General features: G+C 68.1%; 25 protein-coding genes. 8 read left to right on the top strand and 17 right to left on the bottom strand.

Going from position 1 to position 25,056, the window contains the following annotated elements; genetic code table 11:
• Positions 1 to 33: 33 nt before the first annotated feature.
• From thiL to WS87_RS03770, 3 genes are read left to right on the top strand one after another with little or no spacing between them, the layout of a single operon-like run.
• A complete protein-coding gene (gene thiL, locus WS87_RS03780) occupies positions 34 to 1,068 on the top strand; it encodes a thiamine-phosphate kinase (RefSeq protein WP_107938102.1) in 1,035 nt (344 codons plus the stop codon).
• Positions 1,058 to 1,600, top strand: a complete 543-nt coding sequence (locus WS87_RS03775) for a phosphatidylglycerophosphatase A family protein (protein ID WP_059535259.1) — start codon at positions 1,058 to 1,060, stop codon at positions 1,598 to 1,600. Before thiL ends, WS87_RS03775 begins: the two co-directional genes overlap by 11 nt.
• Positions 1,601 to 1,631: 31 nt before the next feature.
• Positions 1,632 to 2,132: a CinA family protein gene (locus tag WS87_RS03770; RefSeq protein WP_059820722.1), complete on the top strand. Its 501-nt coding sequence runs from the start codon at positions 1,632 to 1,634 to the stop codon at positions 2,130 to 2,132.
• A 186-nt stretch (positions 2,133 to 2,318) separates the two neighbouring features.
• Here the strand turns inward: WS87_RS03770 and pyrF are convergent, their stop codons facing one another.
• The 17 genes from pyrF to mpl all read right to left on the bottom strand — a co-directional run bounded on the left by pyrF (position 2,319) and on the right by mpl (position 20,973).
• A complete protein-coding gene (gene pyrF, locus WS87_RS03765) occupies positions 2,319 to 3,146 on the bottom strand; it encodes an orotidine-5'-phosphate decarboxylase (protein WP_059535255.1) in 828 nt (275 codons plus the stop codon).
• 39 nt (positions 3,147 to 3,185) lie between these two features.
• Positions 3,186 to 4,250 (bottom strand): aldose 1-epimerase, encoded by a 1,065-nt coding sequence (locus tag WS87_RS03760; protein ID WP_059820721.1) that lies wholly within the window; start codon positions 4,248 to 4,250, stop codon positions 3,186 to 3,188.
• 74 nt (positions 4,251 to 4,324) lie between these two features.
• The gene (locus tag WS87_RS03755; protein ID WP_059820720.1) at positions 4,325 to 5,140 is read right to left on the bottom strand and encodes an SDR family NAD(P)-dependent oxidoreductase; all 816 of its coding nucleotides are present in this window, start codon (positions 5,138 to 5,140) and stop codon (positions 4,325 to 4,327) included.
• A 23-nt stretch (positions 5,141 to 5,163) separates the two neighbouring features.
• Complete coding sequence (gene araH / locus WS87_RS03750; protein ID WP_059465359.1) at positions 5,164 to 6,180, bottom strand: L-arabinose ABC transporter permease AraH; 1,017 nt, start codon at positions 6,178 to 6,180, stop codon at positions 5,164 to 5,166.
• An 80-nt stretch (positions 6,181 to 6,260) separates the two neighbouring features.
• The gene (araG, locus tag WS87_RS03745) at positions 6,261 to 7,781 is read right to left on the bottom strand and encodes an L-arabinose ABC transporter ATP-binding protein AraG (RefSeq protein ID WP_059820719.1); all 1,521 of its coding nucleotides are present in this window, start codon (positions 7,779 to 7,781) and stop codon (positions 6,261 to 6,263) included.
• A 67-nt stretch (positions 7,782 to 7,848) separates the two neighbouring features.
• Positions 7,849 to 8,844 carry an arabinose ABC transporter substrate-binding protein gene (locus tag WS87_RS03740; RefSeq protein WP_059535248.1) on the bottom strand — a complete coding sequence of 332 codons (996 nt, stop codon included), beginning with the start codon at positions 8,842 to 8,844 and terminating at the stop codon, positions 7,849 to 7,851.
• 102 nt (positions 8,845 to 8,946) lie between these two features.
• A complete protein-coding gene (locus WS87_RS03735) occupies positions 8,947 to 9,726 on the bottom strand; it encodes an SDR family oxidoreductase (protein ID WP_059700746.1) in 780 nt (259 codons plus the stop codon).
• The gene (locus WS87_RS03730) at positions 9,726 to 10,403 is read right to left on the bottom strand and encodes a 2-dehydro-3-deoxy-6-phosphogalactonate aldolase (protein ID WP_059820728.1); all 678 of its coding nucleotides are present in this window, start codon (positions 10,401 to 10,403) and stop codon (positions 9,726 to 9,728) included. The genes WS87_RS03735 and WS87_RS03730 overlap by 1 nt, the downstream gene beginning before the upstream one ends.
• Before the next feature lie 22 nt (positions 10,404 to 10,425).
• The gene (locus tag WS87_RS03725) at positions 10,426 to 11,451 is read right to left on the bottom strand and encodes a 2-dehydro-3-deoxygalactonokinase (RefSeq protein ID WP_059820718.1); all 1,026 of its coding nucleotides are present in this window, start codon (positions 11,449 to 11,451) and stop codon (positions 10,426 to 10,428) included.
• Entirely contained in the window at positions 11,448 to 12,347 is a 900-nt protein-coding gene (locus WS87_RS03720) for an IclR family transcriptional regulator (protein ID WP_059820717.1), read from the bottom strand. Before WS87_RS03720 ends, WS87_RS03725 begins: the two co-directional genes overlap by 4 nt.
• Before the next feature lie 352 nt (positions 12,348 to 12,699).
• On the bottom strand, positions 12,700 to 13,104 hold the full coding sequence (locus WS87_RS03710; protein WP_059820716.1) for an EF-hand domain-containing protein: 405 nt from the start codon (positions 13,102 to 13,104) through the stop codon (positions 12,700 to 12,702).
• Between the two features lie 84 nt (positions 13,105 to 13,188).
• Complete coding sequence (locus WS87_RS03705; protein WP_059820715.1) at positions 13,189 to 14,799, bottom strand: S10 family peptidase; 1,611 nt, start codon at positions 14,797 to 14,799, stop codon at positions 13,189 to 13,191.
• A gap of 426 nt (positions 14,800 to 15,225) precedes the next feature.
• Positions 15,226 to 15,963, bottom strand: a complete 738-nt coding sequence (gene mtgA, locus WS87_RS03700) for a monofunctional biosynthetic peptidoglycan transglycosylase (RefSeq protein WP_059820714.1) — start codon at positions 15,961 to 15,963, stop codon at positions 15,226 to 15,228.
• A gap of 14 nt (positions 15,964 to 15,977) precedes the next feature.
• Positions 15,978 to 16,844: a shikimate dehydrogenase gene (gene aroE / locus WS87_RS03695; protein ID WP_059820713.1), complete on the bottom strand. Its 867-nt coding sequence runs from the start codon at positions 16,842 to 16,844 to the stop codon at positions 15,978 to 15,980.
• Positions 16,841 to 18,940 (bottom strand): RNB domain-containing ribonuclease, encoded by a 2,100-nt coding sequence (locus WS87_RS03690; RefSeq protein WP_059820712.1) that lies wholly within the window; start codon positions 18,938 to 18,940, stop codon positions 16,841 to 16,843. The genes aroE and WS87_RS03690 overlap by 4 nt, the downstream gene beginning before the upstream one ends.
• Before the next feature lie 81 nt (positions 18,941 to 19,021).
• Positions 19,022 to 19,591 (bottom strand): YqiA/YcfP family alpha/beta fold hydrolase, encoded by a 570-nt coding sequence (locus WS87_RS03685; protein WP_059820711.1) that lies wholly within the window; start codon positions 19,589 to 19,591, stop codon positions 19,022 to 19,024.
• Entirely contained in the window at positions 19,588 to 20,973 is a 1,386-nt protein-coding gene (gene mpl, locus WS87_RS03680; protein ID WP_059689100.1) for a UDP-N-acetylmuramate:L-alanyl-gamma-D-glutamyl-meso-diaminopimelate ligase, read from the bottom strand. Before mpl ends, WS87_RS03685 begins: the two co-directional genes overlap by 4 nt.
• A gap of 234 nt (positions 20,974 to 21,207) precedes the next feature.
• On the opposite strand from mpl, the gene WS87_RS03675 reads away from it, so the two are divergent.
• The 5 genes from WS87_RS03675 (at position 21,208) to accC (ending at position 25,055) form a co-directional block, all read left to right on the top strand.
• Complete coding sequence (locus WS87_RS03675; protein ID WP_059535498.1) at positions 21,208 to 21,852, top strand: hypothetical protein; 645 nt, start codon at positions 21,208 to 21,210, stop codon at positions 21,850 to 21,852.
• A 7-nt stretch (positions 21,853 to 21,859) separates the two neighbouring features.
• Positions 21,860 to 22,414: a TlpA family protein disulfide reductase gene (locus WS87_RS03670; RefSeq protein ID WP_059535229.1), complete on the top strand. Its 555-nt coding sequence runs from the start codon at positions 21,860 to 21,862 to the stop codon at positions 22,412 to 22,414.
• 194 nt (positions 22,415 to 22,608) lie between these two features.
• Positions 22,609 to 23,061 (top strand): type II 3-dehydroquinate dehydratase, encoded by a 453-nt coding sequence (gene aroQ, locus WS87_RS03665; RefSeq protein WP_040143361.1) that lies wholly within the window; start codon positions 22,609 to 22,611, stop codon positions 23,059 to 23,061.
• 64 nt (positions 23,062 to 23,125) lie between these two features.
• Positions 23,126 to 23,602 carry an acetyl-CoA carboxylase biotin carboxyl carrier protein gene (gene accB / locus WS87_RS03660; RefSeq protein ID WP_059535226.1) on the top strand — a complete coding sequence of 159 codons (477 nt, stop codon included), beginning with the start codon at positions 23,126 to 23,128 and terminating at the stop codon, positions 23,600 to 23,602.
• An 85-nt stretch (positions 23,603 to 23,687) separates the two neighbouring features.
• Positions 23,688 to 25,055, top strand: a complete 1,368-nt coding sequence (accC, locus tag WS87_RS03655; protein ID WP_059535225.1) for an acetyl-CoA carboxylase biotin carboxylase subunit — start codon at positions 23,688 to 23,690, stop codon at positions 25,053 to 25,055.
• Position 25,056 lies beyond the last annotated feature (1 nt).

The raw sequence follows: 25,056 nt of genomic DNA, 5'->3' as shown, positions 1-25,056 counted from the left end.
ACGGTGCAGGAACGGCGCCGTTCGCTGCGTACAATGCCGTTCCCTTCACCGCTTCCGGGTTCGTCCGCCGTGCCAGCCGCCTTGTCCGAGTTTTCGCTGATCGATCGCTTCTTCGCGCGCCGCGCGGCCCGGGGGGCGCGTGCGTCGACGCTCGGCATCGGCGACGATTGCGCGCTGATCGCACCGCGATCCGGAAAATTGCTGGCCATTTCGACGGACATGCTGGTCGAAGGCCGCCATTTCTTCCCCGATGTCGCGCCCGACGCGCTCGGCCACAAGACCCTCGCGGTCAACCTGTCGGATCTCGCGGCGATGGGCGCCGAGCCGCGCGCGTTCACGCTCGCGTGCGCGCTGCCGCGCGCCGACGCGGCGTGGCTCGAGGCGTTCAGCAACGGGCTGTTCGCACTCGCCGAGCGGTTCGGCTGCGAACTGATCGGCGGCGACACGACGAGCGGGCCGCTGAACCTGTGCGTGACCGTGTTCGGCGAAGTCTCGCCGGACGCGGCGCTGCGGCGCGACGCCGCGCGTGACGGGGACGACGTCTGGGTGTCCGGCACGCTCGGCGACGCCCGCGCGGGGCTCGGGCTCGCGCGCGGCGAATGGACCGCCGGCGCGGACGAAGCCGCCGCGTTCCGGCAGGCGCTCGAGCGTCCCGAGCCGCGCATCGCGCTCGGGCTTGCGCTCGCTGGCGTCGCGCATGCGGCGCTGGACATCTCGGACGGCCTCGCCGGCGACTTGCAGCACATCCTGACCCGCTCGAACGTGCGCGCCGAGATCGACGCGGACGCGGTGCCGCGCTCGGCCGCACTCGCGACGCTGCCGCCCGACGTGCAGCGACGCTGCACGCTCGCCGGCGGCGACGATTACGAACTGTGCTTCACCGCGCCGGCCGCGGCCCGCGCGGCGATCGAGGCAGCGGGCGCCGCAGCCGGCGTTCGGGTGACGCGAGTCGGTACAATACACGCGTTGTCCTCGCCGTCGGAGCAGCCCGCGATCGCGTGGCGCGACGCCGCCGGCGCCCCCCTGACTCTCACGTTGCACGGTTTCGACCACTTCCATGCAGACTGACCCGACCGCGCAATCCGCGGCCGCGCCCGGCGCCGCCCGACACGTGCCGCAGCGCGCCACCGCGCGCTTCATGCTGTCGCACCCGGCGCACATCGTGTCGCTCGGCTTCGGCAGCGGGCTCGCGCCGTTCATGCCCGGCACGTTCGGCTCGCTGTTCGGCTGGCTCACGTTCGTGGTGTTCAACCGCTACCTGACGGTGCCCGAATGGTGGGCGCTGATCGCGGTCGGTTTCGCGGCGGGCACGTGGATCACCGGTTTCACTGCGCGGAAGATGGGCACGTCCGATCCGGGCGCCGTCGTCTGGGACGAAATCGTCGCGATCTGGCTCGTGATGCTGTTCGTCACGCCCGCGACCTTCATCGGCCAGTTGTGGGCGTTCGTCGTGTTCCGCTTCTTCGACATGCTCAAGCCGCCGCCGATCCGCTATTTCGACCGTCGCGTGAAAGGCGGGCTCGGCATCATGGTCGACGACCTGATCGCCGCGTTCATGACGCTGCTCGTGATCGCGTTCTGGCGCTCCGTCGTCGGCTGACCGATTTCCCGACTCCCGTTTCCCGACGCGCATGCCAACCGATTCCGTCGTCCATCAGCTTGCGATCCGCGCAGGCAACAAGCTGCGTGACGAGCACCTGTCGCTCGCCACCGCCGAATCCTGCACGGGCGGCATGATCGCCGCCGCGATCACCGACATCTCCGGCAGCAGCCAGTGGTTCGAGCGCGGCTTCGTCACCTACTCGAACCAGGCGAAGATCGACATGATCGGCGTGCCGCCCGACCTGATCGAGAAACACGGCGCCGTCAGCGAGCCGGTCGCGCGCGCGATGGCCGAAGGCGCGCTGCGCAACAGCCGCGCGCAGGTCGCGCTGTCCGTCACCGGCATCGCCGGCCCGGCGGGCGGCAGCGAGAAGAAGCCGGTCGGCACCGTGTCGTTCGCATGGAGCAACCGGCTGCATACCGACGTCGAGACCCTCGTATTCAAGGGCGACCGCGAGCAGATCCGCACGCAGGCGGCCGCGCATGCGCTGCGCGGGCTGCTGAAGCTGCTCGACGAACGCGAACGCTGATTCGCCGGCGCAGCGGCAGGGGCGGCCTCCGCCCGTGCACGCCTGCTGGATCGCGTCGGGCTTCACGACGCTCCCGCTCTTGTCCGCCGTGACCGGCAGGCCGGGCGCGTTCTGCCGCGCGGCCCGCGGATGCGGGCTCGGCGGTGAAAGGCCGCCCGTGCAGGCGGCCCGTGTTTCGGCGATATTTCAGCGATACGCGTTGATCGTATCGCGCGTCTTCTGCGCGGCGAGCGCGGCGGCTTCGGCGAAATCCTCGCCCTTGCTCGCGTACAGGATCGCGCGCGACGAGTTGATCATCATCCCGGTGCCGTCGGCGGTGCGGCCCGCGTTGACGGTCGCCTGCACGTCGCCGCCCTGCGCGCCGATGCCGGGGATCAGGAGCGGCATGTCGCCGACGATCCCGCGCACGATCTCGATTTCCTTCGGGAATGTCGCGCCGACCACCAGGCCGAGCTGGCCGTTCTTCGCATTCCACTTGTTCGCCGCGAGGTCGGCCACGACCTGGTACAGCGGCCGGCCGTTGGTGTCGAGGAACTGCAGGTCCGACCCGCCCGGGTTCGACGTGCGGCACAGCACGATCACGCCCTTGCCTTCATGCTCGAAGTACGGCTCCACCGAGTCGTAGCCCATGTACGGGTTCACGGTGACCGCGTCCGCGCGATAGCGCTCGAACGCCTCGCGCGCGTACTGCTCGGCCGTGCTGCCGATGTCGCCGCGCTTCGCGTCGAGGATCACGGGCAGGCCCGGATGCTGGAGGTGGATGTGCGCGATCAGGCGCTCGAGCTGATCTTCCGCGCGATGCGCGGCGAAGTACGCGATCTGCGGCTTGAACGCGCTCGCATACTGCGCGGTCGCGTCGACGATCTGCCGGCAGAATTCGAAGATCGCGTCGGGCTGGCCGTCGAACTGCACGGGAAAGCGCGACGGCTCGGGATCGAGGCCGACGCACAGCAGCGAATTCGTGCGCTGCCACGCGGCGCGCAGCGATTCGATGAAAGTAAGCGGGGAAGACATGGCGGATACTCGCGGCAAACCGTTGGTAGACCGCGTATTTTACCCGCGTCGCCGGCGTCCTTCGCGCGCGGCGGCGTCGATGCGCGCATCGGACCGTTCGACGGTGAACGCGAAACGCCGCGTGAGCCGCTCGCCCGGCGCGAGCAGCGTCATCCCGTGCGCGGCCGCGCCGCCCGGCAGGTTCACCGCATTGATCGGATGATCGACCGGCTCGAAGCAGAAGAAATGCTCGCCGGGCGGCGTATAGAGCACGTACGAATCGGCGTCGGCCGCGATCGTCAGCAACAGCCCGCGGCGCGGCCAGCTTACCGTCGCGTGGCCGCCCCAGCCGGTGAACGCATGATTGACGAGCGTCGTCGGCAACGGATACGCGACGCCGAACTGCCAGGCCGGCGGCACGCTCACGTGCCGCACCGGCAGAAAATCCGTGCCCGACAGCCACAGGCCGCCCGCGGCCGCGGCCAGCTCGGTCGCGTCGTCGCGCACGAGGAACGGATGCAGGCCGAGCCCGAACGGCAGCCGTGCACGCCCCGCGTTTTCGATCGTCAGCGCGATCGACAGCGTCGTGTCGTCGAGCGCGAACGACTGGATCGCGCGAAACGCGTACGGCGCGCCGCTCGCGCGATCGAGCGACAGCTGCAGCGTCGTGTCGGTCGCGTCGTCCACCTGCCACGGCGCGAGCCAGCCGTCGCCGTGAATCGGCAGCGGCTCGTCGCGGCGGTTGCGCGGCACCGCGACGCTGCGTCCGTCGCATTCGAAGCGGCCGTTGCCGATCCGGTTCGAGTACGGCAGCAGCGGATAGCACGCGAGCGCGTTCGGGTCCGTCGCCGTTTCCGGGTGCTCGCACCGCCGGAACACCGGCACCAGCGCGCCGTGGTCGCCACGCCAGTCGAAGCGCGCGATGCCGCCGCCGAGGTGCGGCAGCACATCGAGCCGCAGCGCCGCGTTCGACAGCGTGACGGCCGCCGCATGCGCGGCGCCGACGCCCTGCGCGAACGCGGCGGTCTGCGGGCCGGCGCTGACCGGCTGCGCGGCGGCAGCCAGGCGCGCGCGGCGCGACTGGCTCGTGGACGACGACGATGCGCGCGAGGACGTGGCGGTCATGGTGAGCTCCTTTCCTTCGTCGATGAAGCGATATGGGTCGTCGCGCGGTGCCGCGCGAACACGAACGTCGGCAATCAGGCCCAGCCGCCGTCGACCACCACGTCCTGCGCGGTGATCATCCGGCTGTCGTCGGCCGCGAGAAACAGCGCCATGCGCGCGAGATCGTCCGGCAGCAGCTCGGCGTCGATGCACTGGCCGGCCTTGATCGCCGCGCGGCCCGCGTCGTCGAGCCACAGCCTGCGCTGCTTGTCGGTCATCACCCAGCCGGGCACCAGCGAATTCACGCGGATCCCGAACGGGCCGAGATCGCGCGCGAGCCCGCGCGTGAGGCCCTGCACGGCCGCCTTCGCCATCACGTAGACGGGGTAGCCGCCGTTCTTCAGCATCCAGCTGATCGAACCGAGATTGATGATCGCGCCGCCGCCGCGCTGCTTCATGTCGTCGATCACCGCCTGCGCGGCGAAGAACTGATGACGCAGGTTCACCGCGATGCCCGCGTCGAACGATTCGGGCGTCACGTCGCCGATCGCGTGGCGCGCGTCGTTCGCCGCGTTGTTCACGAGCACCGCGATCGCGCCGATGCGCGCGCGGATCGCGTCGATCGCATGGCGCAGCGCGTCGATGTCGGTCAGGTCGCACGGGATGAACAGCGGCGCGTGGCGCACGTCCGGCGCCTGCGCGAGGCTTTCAGCGAGCGCCTGGCCCGCGTGCTCGTCGAGATCGACGAACGCCACGCGCGCGCCCTGCCGCGCGAAGTGCTCGACGAACGCCGCGCCGATTCCGGTCGCGCCGCCCGTGATCAGCACCGCGCGATCCTCCAGGCTCGGGTAGCGCGCATAGCGCGCGTCGCTCGTGGCGCGCGGGTTCTGCGCGGAAGTTTCGTTGGTCATGCGAATCGTCTCCGTGGAATCGGTCAGTCGCGTACGCCGCGGTTCTTCAGCTGGTCGAGCAGCACGGCCGCGAGCAGGATCGCGCCGCGCACCAGGTACTGGTAGAACGCGTCGATGTTCAGCAGGTTCATCACGTTCTCGACGGTGCCCATGATCAGCACGCCGATCACGACGCCCGAGATCGTCGCTCGGCCGCCCATCAGCGACACGCCGCCGAGCACGCATGCGGAGATCACGTTCAGCTCGAAGCCCTGCGCCGCGTTCGGCTGGCCCGACGTGATGCGCGATGCGAGGATCACGCCGGCGAGCGCCGTCACCGCGCCCTGGATCAGGAAGATGTACACGCGCGTGCGTTCGACGTTGATCCCCGCGAGGCGCGACGCCTCGGGATTGCCGCCGATCGCGAGCGTGTTGCGGCCGTACACGGTCTGGTTCAGCAGCACGCCGAACACGATGAAGCACATGAGCGTGACCCAGATCGGCAGCGAGACGCCGAAGAGCGACAGCCCGCCGAGCGCGATGAACGTATCCGACGACACGCCGACCGCCTGCCCTTTCGACACGATGAAGCCGAGCCCGCGCACGATTTCCATCGTCGCGAGCGTCGTGATCAGCGCGTTGATGCGCAGGTACGCGATCACCGCGCCGTTCACGAAGCCGATCGCCGCGCCGGCCGCGACCGCCGCGACGATCGCGACGAACGTGTTGTCGGTCGCATTCAGCACCATCGCGCACAGCACACCCGAGAACGCGACGGTCGAGCCGATCGACAGGTCGAAGTCGCGCGAGGCCAGACAGAACATCATCGTGCACGCGACCATCCCGATCTGCGAGATCGACAGCGCGAGGCCGAGCATGTTGTCGATCGAGAAGAAGTGATCGACCGTCAGCGACATCGTCACGAACATCACCGCGAAGATCGCGATCAGGCTGTATTCGGTGAGGTGCTGCCACCACTTCTGGCGGTCGCTCTGCTGGGGGACCAGCGCGTCGGCCGACGGCTTCACGGCTGCGCTGGCGAGGTTTTCCCTGACTTGCATGGTTGTATCTCCTGCTCCTGCATCGCGCGACCCGCGCCGCGCTTGATCGATTCGAATGTCGTGCGCCGCCCGTGGCGACCTCACGCTGCGTCAGCCGCTTCGACGACGCTCGTCTGCGGCAGCGCGAGGCTCAGCACCGCATGCTCGTTCGCCTGCTCGCGCGGCAGCTCGCCCGCGATGCGGCCTTCGCGCATCACGACGATGCGGTCGGACACGCCGAGCACTTCCGGCAGTTCCGACGACACCATCACGATCGCGCAGCCGCGCTCCGCGAGCCGGTAGATCACGTCGTAGATCTCGTGCTTCGCGCCGACGTCGATGCCGCGCGTCGGCTCGTCGAGGATCACGACCTTCAGGTCGGGCTCCGCGAGCCAGCGCGACAGGATCGCTTTCTGCTGGTTGCCGCCCGACAGGAAGCGGATCTTCTGCCGCCGGTTCGGCGTCTTGATCTTCAGCCGCTGGATGAAGCGGTCGGCCGTTTCGCTTTCGGTCTTGCGGTCGATGAACAGGCCCGCGCGCAGCGAATGACGGCGGCAACTGATGTTGATGTTCTCCGCGACCGACGCCATCGCGATGATCCCTTCCTCCTTGCGGTCTTCCGGGCACAGCACGATGCCGTGACGAATCGCGTCGCCGGTGCGCTTCACATCGATGCGCTTGCCGTCGAGCGTCAGCGCGCCGGCGCGCCGGCGGTCCGCGCCGTACACGAGCCGCATCAGTTCGCTGCGCCCCGCGCCGACCAGCCCGAAGAAGCCGACGATCTCGCCCGCGCGCACCGAGAAGCTCGCGGGTTCGCGCAACGCGGCGCCGTCGACGCCTTCGGCCGCAAACCGCACGTCGCCGAGCGCACGCGGCGCGTAGTGATAAATGTCCGCGATCTCGCGCCCGACCATCTCGGCGACCAGCCGCTCGCGCGGCACGTCGGCGAGCGATTCGTGCGACGCGATCTTGCGTCCGTCGCGAAAGATCGTGCACGCATCGCACAGCCGGTAGATCTCGTCCATCCGGTGCGAGATGTAGATCAGCGCGCGGCCCTGCGCGCGCAGATCGTCGACGAGCTTGAACAGCACCTCGGTCTCGCGATGCGACAGCGAGCTCGTCGGTTCGTCGAGCGCGATCACGCGCGCGTTGCGCATCAGCGCCTTGCAGATCTCGACCATCTGCCGCTGCGCGATCGACAGCCGCCCGAGTTTCGCGTCGGGATCGAGATCGACGCCCATCGCGGCGAGCCGCTCGCGCACATGGCGCTTCGCCTCGCCCTTCCTCACCCAGCCGAGCGCATTCGGCAAACGGCCGAGCAGCAGGTTCTCCGCGACCGTCAGGTCGGGCACGTACTGCAACTCCTGGTGAATCACCGCAATGCCGGCCGCGATCGACGCGGCCGCACTCGAAAAATGCACGGGCTGGCCGTCGACCAGCACGCTGCCCGCATCGGGCTGGTATTCGCCGCCGAGAATCTTCAGCAGCGTCGACTTGCCCGCGCCGTTCTCGCCCATCAGGCCATGCACCTCGCCCGCGTGCACGTCGAACGAGATGCCGTCGAGTGCGCGCACGCCGGGAAATACCTTGCCGATATTGTCAAAACGCAGTGCCGCTGACACGTCGTCTCCCTACTTCCAGTTCCATCGATCGCCGGCCGCCGCATCGCCGCGGCAGCCGGCGGGCCGCTTACTTCGACGCGAGCCCCATCTCCTCGCGCACCTTCGACACGTTGTCGCGCGTCGCGAGCATGCCCGTCGTCAGCGTCAGCGCCGGCGGTGCCTTGCCCTGCGTGATCCACGCGTACATCAAGTCCGAGGTTTCCTCGCCGTGGCGCTTCGGGCTGATGATCACGGTGCCGTAGAAGCCCGTCGGCTGCGGCTTCTTGAACTCGTTCAGCGCCGAATCGGAACCGCCGATGCCGATGCCGATCATGTTGTCCGCCTTGAAGCCGCGTCCTTCCGCCGCGCGCACCGCGCCGAGCACGGCCTCGTCGTTCAGGCCGTACGCGACCCAGTGCTTGAACTGCGGATTCTTGGTGAGCGCGATGTTCGCCGCGTTGAACGCGTTCTCGGTGTCGGTCTTCGCCTGCGGTGCCGCGATCACGTTCGCCTTCGGGAAGCCGGCCGCCACCAGCGCGTCGGTCGCGCCGCTCGTGCGGTCGTGCGCGGTCGGCAGCTGCTCGTAGGTGATGTCGATCGCGCCGACGTCCTTCATGTCCCAGCCGCGCTTCTTGATCTCGGCCGCGATGCCGTCGCCGACCTGCTTGCCGATGTTGTACGCGGAGATCCCCATGTGCGGCACCGCATCGATCGGCTTGCCCGCGCCGTCGACGAGGCGGTCGTCGACCGTCATCATCTTCAGGTTGTGCGACTTCGCCTTCGCGACGATGCCCGGCCCGAGCTTCACGTCGGGCGTGCAGATGATGAAGCCCTGCGCCTTCTGCGCGGACAGGTTGTCGATCGCGCTCATCACCTTCTCGCCCGACGGCGCGCCGATCTTCACGAGCGTGAAGCCCTTGTTCTTCGCCGCGATCTCGGCGAACTTCCACTCGTCCTGGAACCACGGCTCTTCCGGCTGCTTCACCAGGAAGCCGATCTTGACCGGGTCGGCCGCATGCGCGACCGGGCTGCCGATCACCACTGCCGCCGCGGCGGCCAGCGTTACGAAGGTTCTGCGTTTCATCTCCAGTGTCTCCTTGTCTTCATCGAACGGAATGCAGCCGCTTGTTGGTTTCGACGCAGCGTGCGCGCGGCCGTCGCACGTGCGGTCTGTCGAATCGTTGTGTCAGTCGTGGTACAGCGCCGCGCGCCCGCCGTCGACGGTGATGCACGCGGCATTGATGAACGGCGCCTCGTCGGACGCGAGGAACACGGCCGTCATCGCAACTTCCTCCGGTTTGCCGATCCGCTTCATCGGCTGCAGCGCGAGCGTCTCGGCGCGCGCCGCGGCCGGGTCGGCCTGCGCGTCCCACCAGTCGCGCGTGAGCTGCGTCTCGATGTAGCCGGGCGCGATGGCGTTCACGCGCACGTTGCGAGCCGCGTATTCGATCCCGAGCGCACGCGTGAGGCCCAGCACGCCGTGTTTCGCGACCGGGTACGGAAAGCAGCCCGGGATGATCCGGAACGCATGCGTCGACGCGATGTTCACGATGCTGCCGCGACCGCGTTCGACCATTCCCGGCAGCGCCGCGCGGCAGCCGTGCCACACGCCGTCGAGGTCGACCGCGAAGCAGCGGCGCCAGTCTTCGTCCGTCATCGTCAACGGATCGGCGAACACGTTGATGCCCGCGTTGTTCACCAGCACGTCGAGCGGGCCGAATGCGGCCTCGGTCTGCGCGAGCGCGTCGCGCACCGAATCCTGCCGCGTGACGTCCGCAAGCAGCGGCAGCACACGCGCGCCGTCGATGTCGTCGGCGATCGCCGCGGCCGTGCGCTGCGCTTGCGGGAAGTCGAGGTCGACGAGCGCGACGGCCGCGCCCTCGCGCGCGAACGCCCGCGCGATCGCGGCGCCGATTCCGCGGCCCGCGCCCGTCACCATCGCGACCTTGCCCGCGAGACGTCCCATCATGCGGCTCCGCCGCGCGCCGCGCGCAGGCCGGCCTGGAACGCGCGCGCGTTCGCCGCGGTCTCGTTCGCCGACTGGCCGGGCCGGTACAGCGCCGAACCGAGCCCGAAGCCGTTGGCGCCGGCCGCGAGGAACGGCTGCATGTTGTCCGGCGAAATTCCGCCGACCGGAACCAGCGGCACCGCGCGGGCGATCACCGCGCGCCACGCCTTCACGACGGGCACGCCGAGCTGCTCGGCCGGGAACATCTTCAGCACGTCGGCGCCGTTCGCGAGCGCGGCGAACGCCTCGGTCGGCGTCGCGACGCCCGGCGCGCTCGCGAGCCCGCGCTCGCGTGCACGGCGGATCACGGCCGCGTCGCTGTGCGGCATCACGATCAGCGTGCCGCCCGCGTCCTGCACGCGGTCGACATGCTCGGCGCGCAGCACGGTGCCGGCGCCGACGATCATGTCGTCGGGCAGCGCGCGGCGCAGCGCGGCGATGCTGCCGAACGGATCCGGCGAGTTGAGCGGCACCTCGACGATCCGGAAGCCCGCTTCGTGCAGCGCCAGGCCGTGGTCGGCCGCTTCGGCGGGCGTGATGCCGCGCATGATCGCGATCAGCGGGCACGCGTCGAACGCGCGCATCAGCGCGGCGTGCGGCGTGTACGGTGCGGGCAGCGTAAGGTCGGACGACATCAACGGTTCCTCTTCAATCGGTTCACTGGTCGGCGCAGACGGGCTCGCCATCCGCGCGCACGAGCCCGGCGCGCGACGCGATCCACCACAAGCCGCGCTCCGTCGCCTGCGCGACGACGCGCGCGTGCGTGCAGCCGAACACGCTCAATGCGTCGACATAGCGCGCGCACAATCCGTCGTCGCCGATCAGCAGCAGCGGCTGGTTCGCGAGCGCGACACCGCGTTCCGCGAGCATCGCGTCGAGCGCGTTCATCTCATGGCCGATCAGCAGGCCGGACAGGTAATCGCCCTGCGCATCGGGCGCGAGCCGGTCGGTCAGGCCGAGCGTGCGCGTGCTGAAGATCGTCGCGAGCAGCCCCGCGCGCTGCGCGCCGCGTGCCACCGCGACACCGCGCGCAAATGCCGCGCGGTCGGGCGATTCGCTCGCGCGCATCGTGCGGCCGAGGATCGTGTGATCGCGCAGCGCCGCGAACAACTCGCCGGTCATGAAAGTCTGGAAGCGCTCGATGAGCCCGTCCTTCACCCATGCCCATTTCGCATGCGTGCCCGGCAATCCGATCAGTACGCCTGAACGATCTGCATCAAGCATGGGATCGTTCGCGAGTGCGCCGAATATCTGCGTTTCTTCGCCGCGCATCACGTCGGGCAAGTCGCCCGTCGCGATCACGCCCGGCACGATCGACACCGTCGTGCCGCGCGACGTCGTCACCGTGACGAGCCCCGCGACGAGCGCGTCGGCGCCGGCCGGCACCTGGACGTACGGCGCCTCGCGCCAGCCCTGCGCGCTGCCGACCATCCCCGCTGCCAGCACCGGCACGCCCGGCGCGCGGTCGAGCCAGTCGCCGCACGCTTCCTCGAACACGACGTCGAACGCACGCGCGCCGCCGGCCGGCACGTGCATCACGCCCGCGGCACGGCTGCGCGTGTCGAGCAGCGCCCCGTGCGCGTCGAACAGATACGCGCGCAGCGACGTCGTGCCCCAGTCGAGCGCGATCAACGACGGTGCGGCGCAGGAGGCGTCCGGAGCGGTCCGGGTCGAATTGGTCATCGTTTGATCCTGCGGGTACCCTGCGGCGGGCTCCAGCCCAGTTCCGCGGAAATGGCTCGCGCTTCGCGCTGCACGAGCGGAATCAGTTCGTCCATCCGGTCGTGCGGCATGTACGGAATCGTGCTCGCGACCGATACGGCCGCGACGATCGCGCCCGACGCGTCACGGATCGGCGCGGCCACACAGCGGATCGACGCCTCGTTTTCCTCGAGGTCGAACGTGTAGCCGCCGGCCGCGTAATGCGCCATGCGCTGCAGGAACGCGCTCGTCTCGGGCCGGTTGTCCGGCTTGAAGTTGACGCCGGCCAGCGCGCGCCGCGCGGCTTCGAACAGCGAGCGCCACAGGTCCGGATCGAGGTCGAGCATCATCGCCTTGCCGATGCCGGTCGACGCGAGCGGCATCCGGTGGCCGACACGCGAGCGCATCTCGAGGCCGCGCGTGCCGGGGATCTTGTCGATGTACAGCACGTCGTCGCCGTCGCGCACGCCGAGGTGGATCGTGTCGAGCGTCGCTTCGGCGAGCGCCTCGAGGTGCGGCCGCGCGACCGCCGTGAGCGGCATCTGCTCGAGCGCGATCGTGCCGAGCTCGATCAGCTTGGGGCCGAGCAGGTAGCCGCCCTGCACCTGGCGCAGGTAGCGCGCCTGCACGAGGCTGCTGACGAGACGGTGCGTCGTGCTGCGCGTCGTGCCGAGCGCGGCGCCGATCGCACGCATGTCGCGCGCGCCGTTCGCGATCGCTTCGAGGATCGCGAGACCGCGCAACAGCGTCTGCGTGCCGGCCTGCTGCGCGGCGAGGTCGAGCGGCGTGCTGGTCGCGCCGATGGTGTCGGTGAGCGGCGCAGCGTCCGGCGTCGCGCGCCGGGTGTCGAGAGCAAGGGAATCGGGCATCTTGGTCATGGAACGTGCTTCTTCAACGGAATCGGTGAAGCCGCCGTCGCGACGCCGGAACGAGGTCGGGCGTCGCGGCAACGCGGCGGTCGATGCACCGAGGAAAGCGCCCGGCGAACTTCATGGAATGTGTCTCCGTGTGCGTCGGGCGCCGCGCGATGCGTGGGTCCGAAGCTGTCGATGTGCTTCGGATTGTAGGAGCGCACGCACTCGTCTCCAATATTTGAATGCGTTGTCCAGATAATGAGATAACCCAGCGAAGGGCTGCGGCGGCCGTCGCGAAACGGCCCGCGCCATGCGCACGGGGGCGGAACCCGACACGTCGCGGGTTCCGCCCCCGTATTGGTCATGCGCGCCGCGCTTACTGCTGGTTCGTGCTGCGCGCCTGCATGTAGCGCTGCACGTCGGAGAACGACACGCGACCGCTACCGCTCGCGTCGATCTGCCGGAAGTGATTCGCGACATAGCCGAGGCCGGCCGCGCGCGCCTGCGCTTCGGTGATCGAGCCGGTGTTCTGCGTATCGGCCGCGCCGAACTGCCGCGCGAGCTTGCGCACCACCTGCGCGTGCAGCGCGGCGCCCGTCGTCTGCGTGCCGGCGGTCGGCTTGCGCGCGGCCGGCGGCACGTACGGATCGCCGAGCTGCGCCTGGCGCGCGCGCGCCGGGGTGGCGTCGTCGCTCGCCTGCGCGAACGCGGACACCGATGCGGATGCTGCAACGCCGGCGCACGCGAGCGCGGCGGCAACGACGATGAAACGTTTCTTCATGTCAGGCTCCAGTCTGGAATGAGGTCGTCGACGGCCGGCGAACGGCGCCGCCACGGGCGCGCGTCGCCAGGCCCGCACATCGCATCAGTGCGCGGCCGCGTTGTAGAAAGTCACGAGGTCGGCTTTCTCCTGCGGACGCGACGTATCGTCGAGATAGACCATGTGTCCACCCTGATAGTCCTTGATCGTCAGGTTCGGTTGCGCGCCGAGCCGCGCGAGGTCGAGCTCGGTCTGGTAGAACGGCGTCGCGATGTCGTGATACCCGTTCAGCGACAGCACCTTCAGCGACGGATTCAGCGTCAGCGCAGCCGCAAGATCGGGAATCGTGTCGGGCATCGCGAGGCCGTCGTGCGTCCAGTCCCAGGTCTGGATCGCATTGCTGCTGAGCGAATACGCCGACTGCGCGCTGTACTTCAGCACGTTCGGCAGGTAGCTGCCGATCGTGTCGGTGAACGGCTTCGTGATGAACGTGCTCGACGGGTCGCCGTCCGCCGCGAGCGGGCTCGACGACGGCACGTTCACGCGTGCGTCGTAGCGGCCGATCAGCGTGCCCGGGATCAGCGACACCTGGAAGCTGTTGTCGAAGAAGGTCGGGACGACGTTGAAGTCCGCGTTCCACAGCGACTGCTTCACGCCGGTCGAATTCACCATCGTCGTGACGAGCGTCGGCGGGGGCGGCGTGTGGCTCGCGAGATACGCGTTCACGGCGGGCACGTAACTGCCGGCCGTCAGCTGGCGCATCTGGTCCGCGTATTGCGGCAGGCTCGACGGGTTCGGGTTGTCGAGCTGGTAGTACGCGCCGACGGTGCCGTATGACGGCACGAAGCCCGCGCAACTCACGGGGCTCGCCCCGTTGTTCGAGTTGCCGACATAGTCGCTCGCCATGTCGCAGTTCGCGTTGTAGTTCAGGATCGACGACTGCAGCACGATGCCGTCGAGCTTGACGCCGGCCGTCTCGAGCAGGTTCGCGAGCACGTCGGTGCGCGGCGTGCCGTACGACTCGCCGAACAGGTATTTCGGCGAAGTGTCGCGCTGGTTCACGGCGATGTAGCGCGTCACGAAGTCGCGGAACGCGCCGCCGTCCTGGTCGACGCCCCAGAACGTCTGGTTCGTGTTCGGTGCGATCGCCTCCGAGAAGCCGGTGCCGATCGCATCGACGAACACGAGGTCGGTCGTATCGAGCAGGCTTTCCGCGTTGTCGACGAACGGGAACGTCGACGCGTTCGCGTTCGGGTCGCCCGTCTGGATCCGCTTCGGACCGAACGAGCCGAGATGGAGCCACACCGATGCGGAGCCGGGGCCGCCGTTGTACAGGAACGTGACGGGCCGCTTCGCCGCGGGCTGGTTGTCGGCGGTGTACGCGACGTAGAAGAACGATGCTTCGGGCGCGCCCGTCTGCGGATTGCGCGCGACGAGGTGGCCGGCGGTGGCCGTGTAGCGAATCGTCTTGCCGTTCAGCGTGATCTGGTGATGGGTGACGGCGGCCTTTTCGACCGCGGCGGACGCGTCGAGCGACGCGGTCGCGCTCGACGAATAACTGTTGGGATCGTTGTACGGCTTGTCCACCTGAGCGGCGGGATCGGCTGAATTGTCGGTACCTGCTGCGGAGGACGACGACACGTCGTCGTTGCAGGCCGTCAGAATCAGCGAAGAGAACACAACTCCCAACAACAGCTTCGCTTTGCTCGCTGGCATCGTTGCTTTCCTTCTCTCGAATGTTTTTTGTGTCGAGCAGCCGGGTAAGCCGCCCCCCGCCTCGATTGCGGCCGATAAGCCGAGGCGCTGGCCAATATACGTGAGCGGGTCGGCTTTGAAAAATTTGGAAATATTCGAGCACCGCTCGGTGCGGTGCACACCTTTCAGGAATGCTTCGATTAACGAACCATTGTTTTTCGGCAGCCTTTCAACTGCTTTCGCGTTTACCCGGAAACACTAAAACCGCGTGGATTTCGTGCCATATCGGCAAACAAAATCCCGCGCGGGCTGGCATTGCTCAGTAAAGCGAAATAGACGAATTCGTCTAATGGATATGTCCCGAAATGCGGGCGACATGAATGCGCTGCAGCGCACCAATGGCGCGCCGGCGACGGAACGGACAATGTGACGGCGCGGGCGCGCCGCTCACTGCGATTGCGGAAGTTCGGCCGCGCCCATCCGGCGGGCGATTACGGCCGCGCGCTGCGCCTGGTACGCCGAGCCGCGGTGCGCGTCGAACCAGCGCGGCTTCGGCAGCATCACCGCGAGGCGCGCCGACTGCCACGCGCCGAGCCGGCTCGCGGGAACCCTGTAGTAATAGCGGGCGGCGGCCTCGGCACCGTACACGCCGCGGCCCCATTCGACGGAGTTCAGGTAGATCTCGAAGATTCGCTCCTTGTCGAGCACCGTCTCGAGCATCCACGTGATGATCAGCTCCTGCCCCTTGCGGATGTAGCTCTTCTCGCGCGACAGGAACAGATTGCGCGCGAGTTGCTGCGTGATCGTCGAACCGCCCGCGACGATCCGGCCGCGCGCCTTGTTCTTCTCCCACGCCTGCAGGATCGCGTCGACGTCGTAGCCGTTGTTGGTCGCGAACGTCGAATCCTCCGACGCGATCAGCGCGCGCTTCAGGTTGCGCGAGATCTGGTCGTACGGCACCCACTGGTGCTGGATCCGCGCGGGCGGATTGTCGCGCGACAGCCACCACGCGTCGGTCCGCATGAACGCGGTGGAACCCGGATTGATGAACGACCAAAGCGCGATCTGCACGAGATAGAACAGCTGCGTCGCGAGCCACGCGCCCGCGAACACCGAACCCGCATAGACGATCCAGCGGGTCGGGCTGATCGTCCGCGTGCGCTGCGTGCCGCTTACCGCCACCACCTGCCGCGCTCCGGTCAGGCCGCCGCGAGCGCCTGGCGCAGCGCGGCCAGCACCGGTGCGCCGTCCGGCCGCACGCCGCGCCAGATGAAGAACGATTCGGCCGCCTGCTCGACCAGCATCCCGAGCCCGTCGGCCGTGCGTGCGCCGAGCGACGCCGCATGCTGCATGAACACGGTCGGCTGCGCGCCGTACATCATGTCGTACGCGAGCGTGCCCGCGCCGAACGCCGCCGCGTCGCACTCCGGCAGCGCCGCGTCGAGGCTGCCGGCCGTCGCGTTGACGATCACGTCGTACGGTTCCGCACGCACGGTGTCCGGGCCGCCGCCCGACAGCACGCAGCCCGCATCGTGCGCGGCCTGCGTGAACTGACCGACGAGCGCCTCGGCCTTGCTCGCGGTGCGATTCACGATCGTGATCGACAGCGGCGCGCGCTCGAGCATCGGCAACACAACGCCACGCGCCGCACCGCCCGCGCCGAGCAGCAGGATGCGCGCGCCCGCGAGCGACACGCCGAGATTCGATTCGATGTCGCGCACGAGGCCGACGCCGTCCGTGTTGTCGCCGTAGATGCGGCCGTCGGCTTCGATGCGCAGCGTGTTCACCGCGCCCGCCGCCGCCGCGCGCGGCGACAGCGTATCGGCGAGCGCATGCGCGTCGAGCTTGAACGGCACCGTCACGTTCGCGCCGCGGCCACCTTCGGCGATGAACGCGCGCACGGCGGCCTCGAAGCCGTCGACCGGCGCGAGCCGGTGCTCGTAGACGATCGCCTCGCCCGTCTGCGCGGCGAACTGCGCGTGGATGAACGGCGACTTGCTGTGCGCCACCGGATTGCCGAACACCACGTAGCGGTCGGCGCCGCTCGTCGACGCGACTGCGTTCATGATGCGCGTCCCTCTTCGCTCTCTTCGCTTTCCTGGCCGTTGCCGCTCGCGGCCTCGCCGCCTTCGACCGCCGCGCCGTCCGCTTCGGCCAGTGCCTCGGCCTCGGCTTCCGCCGACGCGTCTTCCGCATCGACCAGCGTGTCGTCGCCGCCTTCGGTCTCGTCTTCGTCGTCGGCCGCGTCACCACTCGTCACGGTCGGCGCGTCGAGCACGTTCAGAAGCCGCACCGACGCCTCGATCGTCAGCTCGTCGAGCGACATCACGTCGAGCAGCACGCGCGTGCCGCGCGCATGCACGCCGAGCCCCGGCACGTGCAGCAGCAGCGGGATTTCCTCGAGGCGCACCAGGTCGCCCTTCACGACGCTCGCGACGACCTGCTTCTTCTGCTCCTGCGCGAGCCAGCGCAGGCACCAGAAGTACTCCATCCGGCGCTGGTAGTCGGCATAGGCGGTATATGTGTCGTCGAAGCCCTGCACGACCGCGTACAGGTCGGCGTCCTTCGGCTTGAACGGTGCGGCGAGCTTCGCGGTGACGCCGTGCTGCACGCACGCGAGCAGTTGCCACTGGTTCACGAGGTCGACGTAGCGGCGCAGCGGCGACGTGCTCCACGCGTACTGCGCGACGCCGAGGCCTTCGTGCGGCGCGGCCGTCGTCTGCATCCGCGTGCGCTTCGGGCCCGGCGCGCCGAAACCGCGCTGCGAGCGATAGATGCCGGGCACCGTGTGATCGTGCAGGAACGCGCCCCACGTCGAGTTCGCGAGGATCGCGAGCTCCGACACGATCAGGTCGAGCGGCGACCCGCGGCGACGCGGCGTGATCGTCACGTGCTCGCCTTCGACGTAGAAGTTGTAGTCGGTGTTGCGCTGCACTTCGCGCTTCAGGCCGTAGCCCGCGCGCGCGACCTGGCGCTTCTCGAACAGCGCCTGCGCGAGCGGCCACAGCACGGCGATGTCGTCCTTGTGCGGGTAGTCGCCGGTGCCGGCCGCGAGCGTCTCTTCGTTGACGAGCTCGTCGAGCGTGTTGTGGCGCAGGTTGTTCTTCACGAACACGAGTTCGGCACGCGTCTCGTTCGCGACGATTTCCTGCGTCTCGCGGTTGACGATGATGTACAGCGACAGCGCCGGGCGGTAATCGCCTTCCTTCAGCGTGAACACGTCGACGACGTCGTCCGGCAGCATCGTGATCTTGTCGCCCGGCATGTAGACGGTCGACAGGCGCGCGCGCGCGATCGCGTCGACCGCGTCGCCGCGCACGATGCCGAGCGCCGGCGCCGCGATGTGCACGCCGATCCGCACGCGACCGTCGGACAGGTGTTCGACCGAGAACGCGTCGTCGATTTCGGTCGTCGTGATGTCGTCGATCGAGAACGCCTCGACGTCCGCACGCGGCAGGTCGTCCGGCAGCGGGCCGACCGTGACGGCGGGAAAGCCCGTGCCGTGCGGGAAGAATTCCGCGAGGAAGCGCGCCTCGTGCAGCGCGCGCGGCGACGCGATGCCGCCGCAGTCGAGCATCAGTCGCGCCGGCGATACGCCGCGCGCCCCGGCCGCCGCTTCCATCGCCTTGTATTCGATCGCGTTCTTGTCCGGCCGCGTCAGCAGCCCGAGCACCTTGCCCGCGAACGCTTCCGGCAGCTTGCCGGCCTTCAGTTCCTCTTCATACTGCGCCTGGACGAGCGCCTGCTGGCGCTTGCGCTCGAGCGACGCGAGCGCCATCTTGAGCTGCTCTTCCGGCGCCCGCTGATACTGGCCGCGCCCCTTGCGTCGGAAGTAGACGGGCGAGCCGTGCAGCCGCAGCACCAGCGCCGCGCGCTCGACCGGGCCGTAGGTCGCGCCGAAATATTCCGAGGCGAGCGCCGTATATGCGAATTCCTCGGCCGGCGCGCATTCCCACAGGAAGTCCAGGTCGATCTGTTGCGCGGCCGTATCGGCTTCCTGCATCAGCTCGCTCGCGGCCGGCTTCTCGAATTCGATCAGCACGTCCTTTGCACGGACCTTCGCACGCCGCCCGCCGGGCAACTCGACCTGAAATGCGTCGCCCTGGCGCGACAGCACGCTGCCCGCCTTGAAACTGCCCGATTCCTCGAAGAAAACGTTCACTCAGTACTCTCGTTCAGACTGCCGGGCGCCGCATCGGCGGCGCCGCATGATGATGGGAATTCGATCGGCATGACGCCGGGTTCATGACGTTCTTTCGTCGCAAAAGGCGAGAACGTCGTCGACATAGTCGGCAAATTCGCTGATTCCATGATCGCTGCCTTCGATCACGCGCGTTTTCGCGCCCGGGTAATGGGCGAGCATCTCGCGGTAGTCCAGCACTTCGTCGCCCGTCGCCGCGAACAGATAGTAGCGTTCGGGCCGCGAAATCGCCGGCACGCGCAACGCATCGAGCTCGTGCAGGTGATGGCGTTCGACGACGATCGACCCGCCGCCGTGCCACAGCGGCTGTTCGCCCATATACTGCTCGAGATCGCGTTGCGGCACGATCGCCGGATTCAGCACCACCGCCTTCCAGCCGTGCTTTTCGGCGAGCCAGGTTGCGTAGTAGCCGCCGAGCGAGCTGCCGATCACCGTCACGTCGCACGCACCGGCCACCTCGGCTTCCGCAACGGCGATCGCCTCGAGCGGCGACACCGACAGCGACGGGCAGCGCCACTCGTGCGTGCGGCCGAGCTCGGCCATGCGCGCGGCGAGGAGCCGCGACTTCTGCGACTCCGGCGACGACCGGAATCCGTGCAGATACAGGATCACGCGCGGCTCCCGAGCGCGTCGAGCAGCTTCTGGTGCACGCCGCCGAAGCCGCCATTGCTCATCACGAGCACGTGGTCGCCCGGGCGCGCGGCCTCGACGACCGACTTCACCAGCAGGTGGAGATCGTCGAACGCGCGGGCCTTGTCGCCGAGCGGCGCGAGCGCGTCGCCGAGGTTCCAGCCGAGCGCATCGCGCCCGGTCGGGGCACCGTAGCCGAACACCAGGTCGGCGTCGGCGAGGCTTGCCGGCAGTTGCGCCTTCATCACGCCGAGCTTCATCGTGTTCGAACGCGGCTCGAGCACGGCGAGAATGCGGGAATTTTGACGGCCGATGCGCGCACGAAGACCGGCGATCGTCGTTTCGATCGCGGTCGGATGGTGCGCGAAGTCGTCGTAGACAGTCACGCCGTCCACGCTGCCACGCACTTCCATGCGCCGCTTCACGTTGCGGAACGATGCGAGCGATTCGGCAGCCTGCGCGGGCGGCACGCCGACGTGGCGCGCGGCGGCGATCGCCGCGAGCGCGTTCATCCGGTTGTGGTCGCCCTGTACCTGCCACGCAACTTCACCGACGCGCTCGGCCTGCGAATACACCGCGAAACGCTCGTCGACCGGCACGCCGTCCTCGGCAGGCAGCGCCTGCCAGCCGCCGTCGACGCCGAAACGCTCGACCTCGCTCCAGCAGCCGCGCGCGAGCACGCGCTCCAGCGCGTCCGAGCGGCCGTTGGTCACGATCCGGCCGACGCCCGGCACGGTGCGCACAAGGTGATGGAATTGCGTTTCGATCGCGGCGAGATCCGGGAAGATGTCGGCGTGATCGAATTCGAGATTGTTGAGCACCGCGGTGCGCGGCCGGTAGTGGACGAACTTCGAGCGCTTGTCGAAGAACGCCGTGTCGTATTCGTCGGCCTCGATCACGAAGAAACTCGAATCGGTCAGCCGCGCCGACACACCGAAGTTCAGCGGCACGCCGCCGATCAGGAAGCCCGGGTTCAGGCCGGCATCTTCCAGCAGCCACGCGAGCATCGACGACGTGGTCGTCTTGCCGTGCGTGCCCGCGACCGCCAGCACCCATTTGCCGGCCAGCACGTGCTCGCCGAGCCATTGCGGGCCCGATACATACGGCAGGCCGCGATCGAGGATCGCCTCCATCAGCGGGTTGCCGCGCGTGACGACGTTGCCGATCACGAACAGGTCGGGCTTCAGGTCGATCTGCTCGGCGCCGTAGCCCTCGATCAGCGTGATGCCCTGCGCCTCGAGCTGCGTGCTCATCGGCGGATAGACGCCCGCGTCGCAACCCGTCACCGTGTGGCCCGCCTCGCGCGCGAGCACGGCGAGACCGCCCATGAAGGTGCCGCAGATGCCAAGAATGTGGATGTGCATAGATGAATGCTTTCGCGCCGCCGGGCGCCGTCGATTCGGAAAGGAAGGTCTGCGGCACGCCGGACAGGCCGCCCGGCCAACGACTTTCGCCGCGACACAAAGACCGTCATTGTAACTGACGGCCCGCCCTGCCCGGCGGCCCGAACGATGGATCCGAACGCCGCGCGGCGCGGCGGACGGCACCCGGCCGCACCGCGTTCGACCGTGGCGGCGATCGAGTATGATTGCCGGATCATGTCTCGCAAACCTCTTGTCGACCCGCGGCGTGCCCGCGAGGAAATTGCCCAGTCCGCCGCCCGCCTGATCGCGGAAGACGGCCTCGATTACGCCGGCGCGAAACGCAAGGCCGCGCGCCAGCTGTTCGGCGATACGCGCGTTGCCGGCGAATGGCTGCCGGATAACGACCTGATCGAGGAAGAACTGCGCGAGTACCTCGCGCTGTTCCAGAGCGACACGCAGCCGGACGAACTGCGCCGCCTGCGCGAGATCGCGCTCGACTGGATGCGCCGGCTCGCCGAGTTCAATCCGTACGTGACGGGCGCGGTGCTGAATGGCACCGCGAACGCGCATTCGGACATCCATTTGCAGATATTCACCGACAACCCGAAGGACGTCGCGATCTACCTGCTGAACCAGAACGTCCAGTACGACGTGTCCGAAACGCGGCATTTCGCCGGTCGCGCCGACGTCGAGACGCTCAGCTTCCTGTGGCGCCCGCGGCGCGACGTGGACGCGATCGGCATTCACGTCGCGCTCTACGCGAGCGACGACCTGCGCGGCGCGGTCAAGGCCGACGCCCGCGGCCGGGTCGCCCGCGCCGACGCCACCGTGTTGCGCGCGCTGCTCGAGGCCAGCAACGCCCCTTCCGAACCGGAATGATTCAACGATGATGATGAAACGCATGTTGGCGCTCGCGGTGGTCGCGGCCGCCGCCGTTGCCGGCGGGCTCGCCGCCGGCCATTGGTTCCGCGGCGGCAGCGCCGATGACGGCGTGGCCGTCGCCGCATCCACCGCGAAAGGCAGCCCGGTCGAGCAGCTGTGGGCCGCGTCGCTGACCGGCGTCGACGGCAAGCCGGCGTCGCTCGCTTCCTTCAAGGGCCAGAAGGTCGTGGTCAATTTCTGGGCGTCGTGGTGCGGCCCGTGCGTCGAAGAGATGCCGGAGCTCGTCGCGCTGTCGCACCAATACAAGCAGAAGGGCATCCGTTTCATCGGGATCGGCGTCGATTCCGACCAGAACGTGAAGAACTTTCTGCAGAAGGTGAAGGTCGACTATCCGGTTTTCGTCAGCGGTTATGCGGGCGCCGATCTGGCCCGTAATTTTGGAAATACCGCCGGCGCGCTGCCGTTTACGGTCGTCATCGACGAAACCGGCAAGATTCGCGAGACAAAATTGGGACAAATCCAACCGGCCGAGCTGAAAAAGACCCTCGACGCGTTGTGATCGCCCTGAACGGCTGCCTGCGCGTTGGCGGCGATTTGTGCGTCGATCGGCGCAATTTCACGGGAATTCGCTGATACTTTGCGGTCGCACCGGTAATTCTTGCAGGTCCGGCGCGCGCGGCCGTTCGGCAAAACTAGACAAATTTCTCTAAATAGCGCTAAAGTTCGCGCAATTCCGCAGAAATAGAAGCGACCATGACACGATTGCTGGTGCTGCACGGCCCCAACCTGAACCTTCTCGGCACCCGGGAACCGGAGGTGTACGGCCGCGTCACGCTCGCGCAGATCGATCAGGCGCTTGCCGCGCGGGCGCAGGAAGCCGGCGCCGAACTGTCGTCGTTCCAGAGCAACCATGAAGGCGCGCTCGTCGACCGCATCCAGGCCGCGCGGGAGGAACAGACCGATTTCATCCTGATCAATCCCGCCGCGTATACGCACACGAGCGTCGCGATCCGGGACGCGATCGCCGGCGTTGGCATCCCGTTCGTCGAGGTTCATCTGTCGAACGTGCACCGCCGCGAAGCGTTCAGGCACCACTCCTACTTTTCCGACCAGGCCGAAGGCGTGATCTGCGGGCTCGGCTGGAAAGGTTATCTGTACGCGCTCGAGTACGCGCTCGACAAGCTCCAAGGCGCGTCGCGCGGCTGATTTCGCGATCTAGATTCAGCGCCGGTCCCACCGGCGCTTTCACGTATTGAAAGGGGAATTCCCGATGGATCTTCGTAAGCTGAAAACTCTGATCGACCTCGTCTCCGAATCCGGCATCTCCGAGCTGGAAGTGACGGAAGGCGAAGGCAAGGTGCGTATCGTCAAGAACGCGCCGCCGGTCTATGTCCAGCCGACGGGCGGATTTGCCCCGCAGGTCAGCGCACCGGCCCCGGCGGTCGCGCTGCCGACCGAAGGTGCGGCTGCCGCGCCGGCCGCAGGCGCCGCTGCCGCGCCCGCCGTGCCGCAAGGCCACGTCGTGACGTCGCCGATGGTCGGCACGTTCTATCGCGCGCCGTCGCCGGGCGCGGACCCGTTCACCCAGGTCGGTGACACGGTCAAGGAAGGCCAGACCATCTGCATCATCGAAGCGATGAAGCTGCTCAACGAGATCGAGTCGGACAAGGCCGGCGTGATCAAGGAAATCCTCGTCGAGAACGGCCAGGCCGTCGAATACGGCCAGCCGCTTTTCGTGATCGGCTAAGCCCGCCGCGCGGCCTGTCCGGCCGCGCACCGCCGATGCTCGCCAGGCGCCGTTCGCGCGCCCCTCGAAGAGACGAATACTCGCTATGTTTGAAAAAATCCTCATTGCCAACCGCGGTGAAATCGCGCTGCGCATCCAGCGCGCGTGCCGCGAGCTCGGCGTCAAGACGGTGGTTGTCTACTCGGAAGCCGACAAAGAAGCCAAGTATGTCCGCCTCGCGGACGAAGCCGTCTGTATCGGCCCGGCCCCGTCGAACCTGAGCTACCTGAACATGCCGGCGCTGATCAGCGCCGCGGAAGTCACCGATGCCGAGGCGATCCACCCCGGCTACGGCTTCCTGTCGGAGAACGCCGACTTCGCGGAACGCGTCGAGCAGTCGGGCTTCACGTTCATCGGCCCGCGTCCGGAAACGATCCGCCTGATGGGCGACAAGGTCACCGCGAAGCAGACCATGATCAAGACCGGCGTGCCGTGCGTGCCGGGTTCGGAAGGCGCGTTGCCGGACGATCCGAAGGAGATCGTGAAGATTGCCCGCGCGATCGGCTATCCGGTCATCATCAAGGCAGCGGGCGGCGGCGGCGGGCGCGGGATGCGCGTCGTGCACACCGAGGCCGCGCTGGTCAATGCGGTCAACATGACCCGCGAGGAAGCCGGCCGTGCGTTCGGCAACCCGCAGGTGTACATGGAGAAGTTCCTCGAGAACCCGCGCCACATCGAAATCCAGGTGCTGTCGGACGCGCACAAGAACGCGATCTGGCTCGGCGAGCGGGACTGCTCGATGCAGCGCCGTCACCAGAAGGTGATCGAGGAAGCGCCGGCGCCCGGCATTCCGCGCCGCCTGATCGAGCGCATCGGCGACCGCTGCGCGGACGCGTGCAAGAAGATGGGCTATCTCGGCGCGGGCACGTTCGAATTCCTGTACGAGAACAACGAGTTCTACTTCATCGAGATGAACACGCGCGTGCAGGTCGAGCACCCGGTGTCGGAGATGATCACGGGCGTCGACATCGTCCAGGAACAGATCCGCATCGCGGCCGGCGAGAAGATCGCGCTGCGCCAGCGCGACATCCAGTTCCGCGGACATGCGATCGAATGCCGGATCAACGCGGAAGATCCGTTCAAGTTCACGCCGTCGCCGGGCCGGATCACGTCGTGGCATACGCCGGGCGGCCCCGGCGTGCGCGTCGACTCGCATGCATACAATGGCTATTTCGTGCCGCCGAACTATGATTCGATGATCGGCAAGCTGATCACCTACGGCGCGACGCGCGACCAGGCGATCCGCCGGATGCGCATCGCGCTGTCGGAGATGGTCGTCGAAGGCATCCAGACCAACATCCCGCTGCACCGCGAGCTGATGATCGACTCGAAGTTCGTCGAAGGCGGCACCAGCATCCACTATCTCGAACACCGGCTCGCCCAGAAGCAGCAGGTCGCACCGGAAGAAGCGTAAG

Source organism: Burkholderia sp. MSMB0856 (assembly GCF_001524645.2).
Taxonomy (GTDB): domain Bacteria; phylum Pseudomonadota; class Gammaproteobacteria; order Burkholderiales; family Burkholderiaceae; genus Burkholderia; species Burkholderia diffusa.
This window is presented reverse-complemented; position numbering and strand designations above follow the sequence as displayed.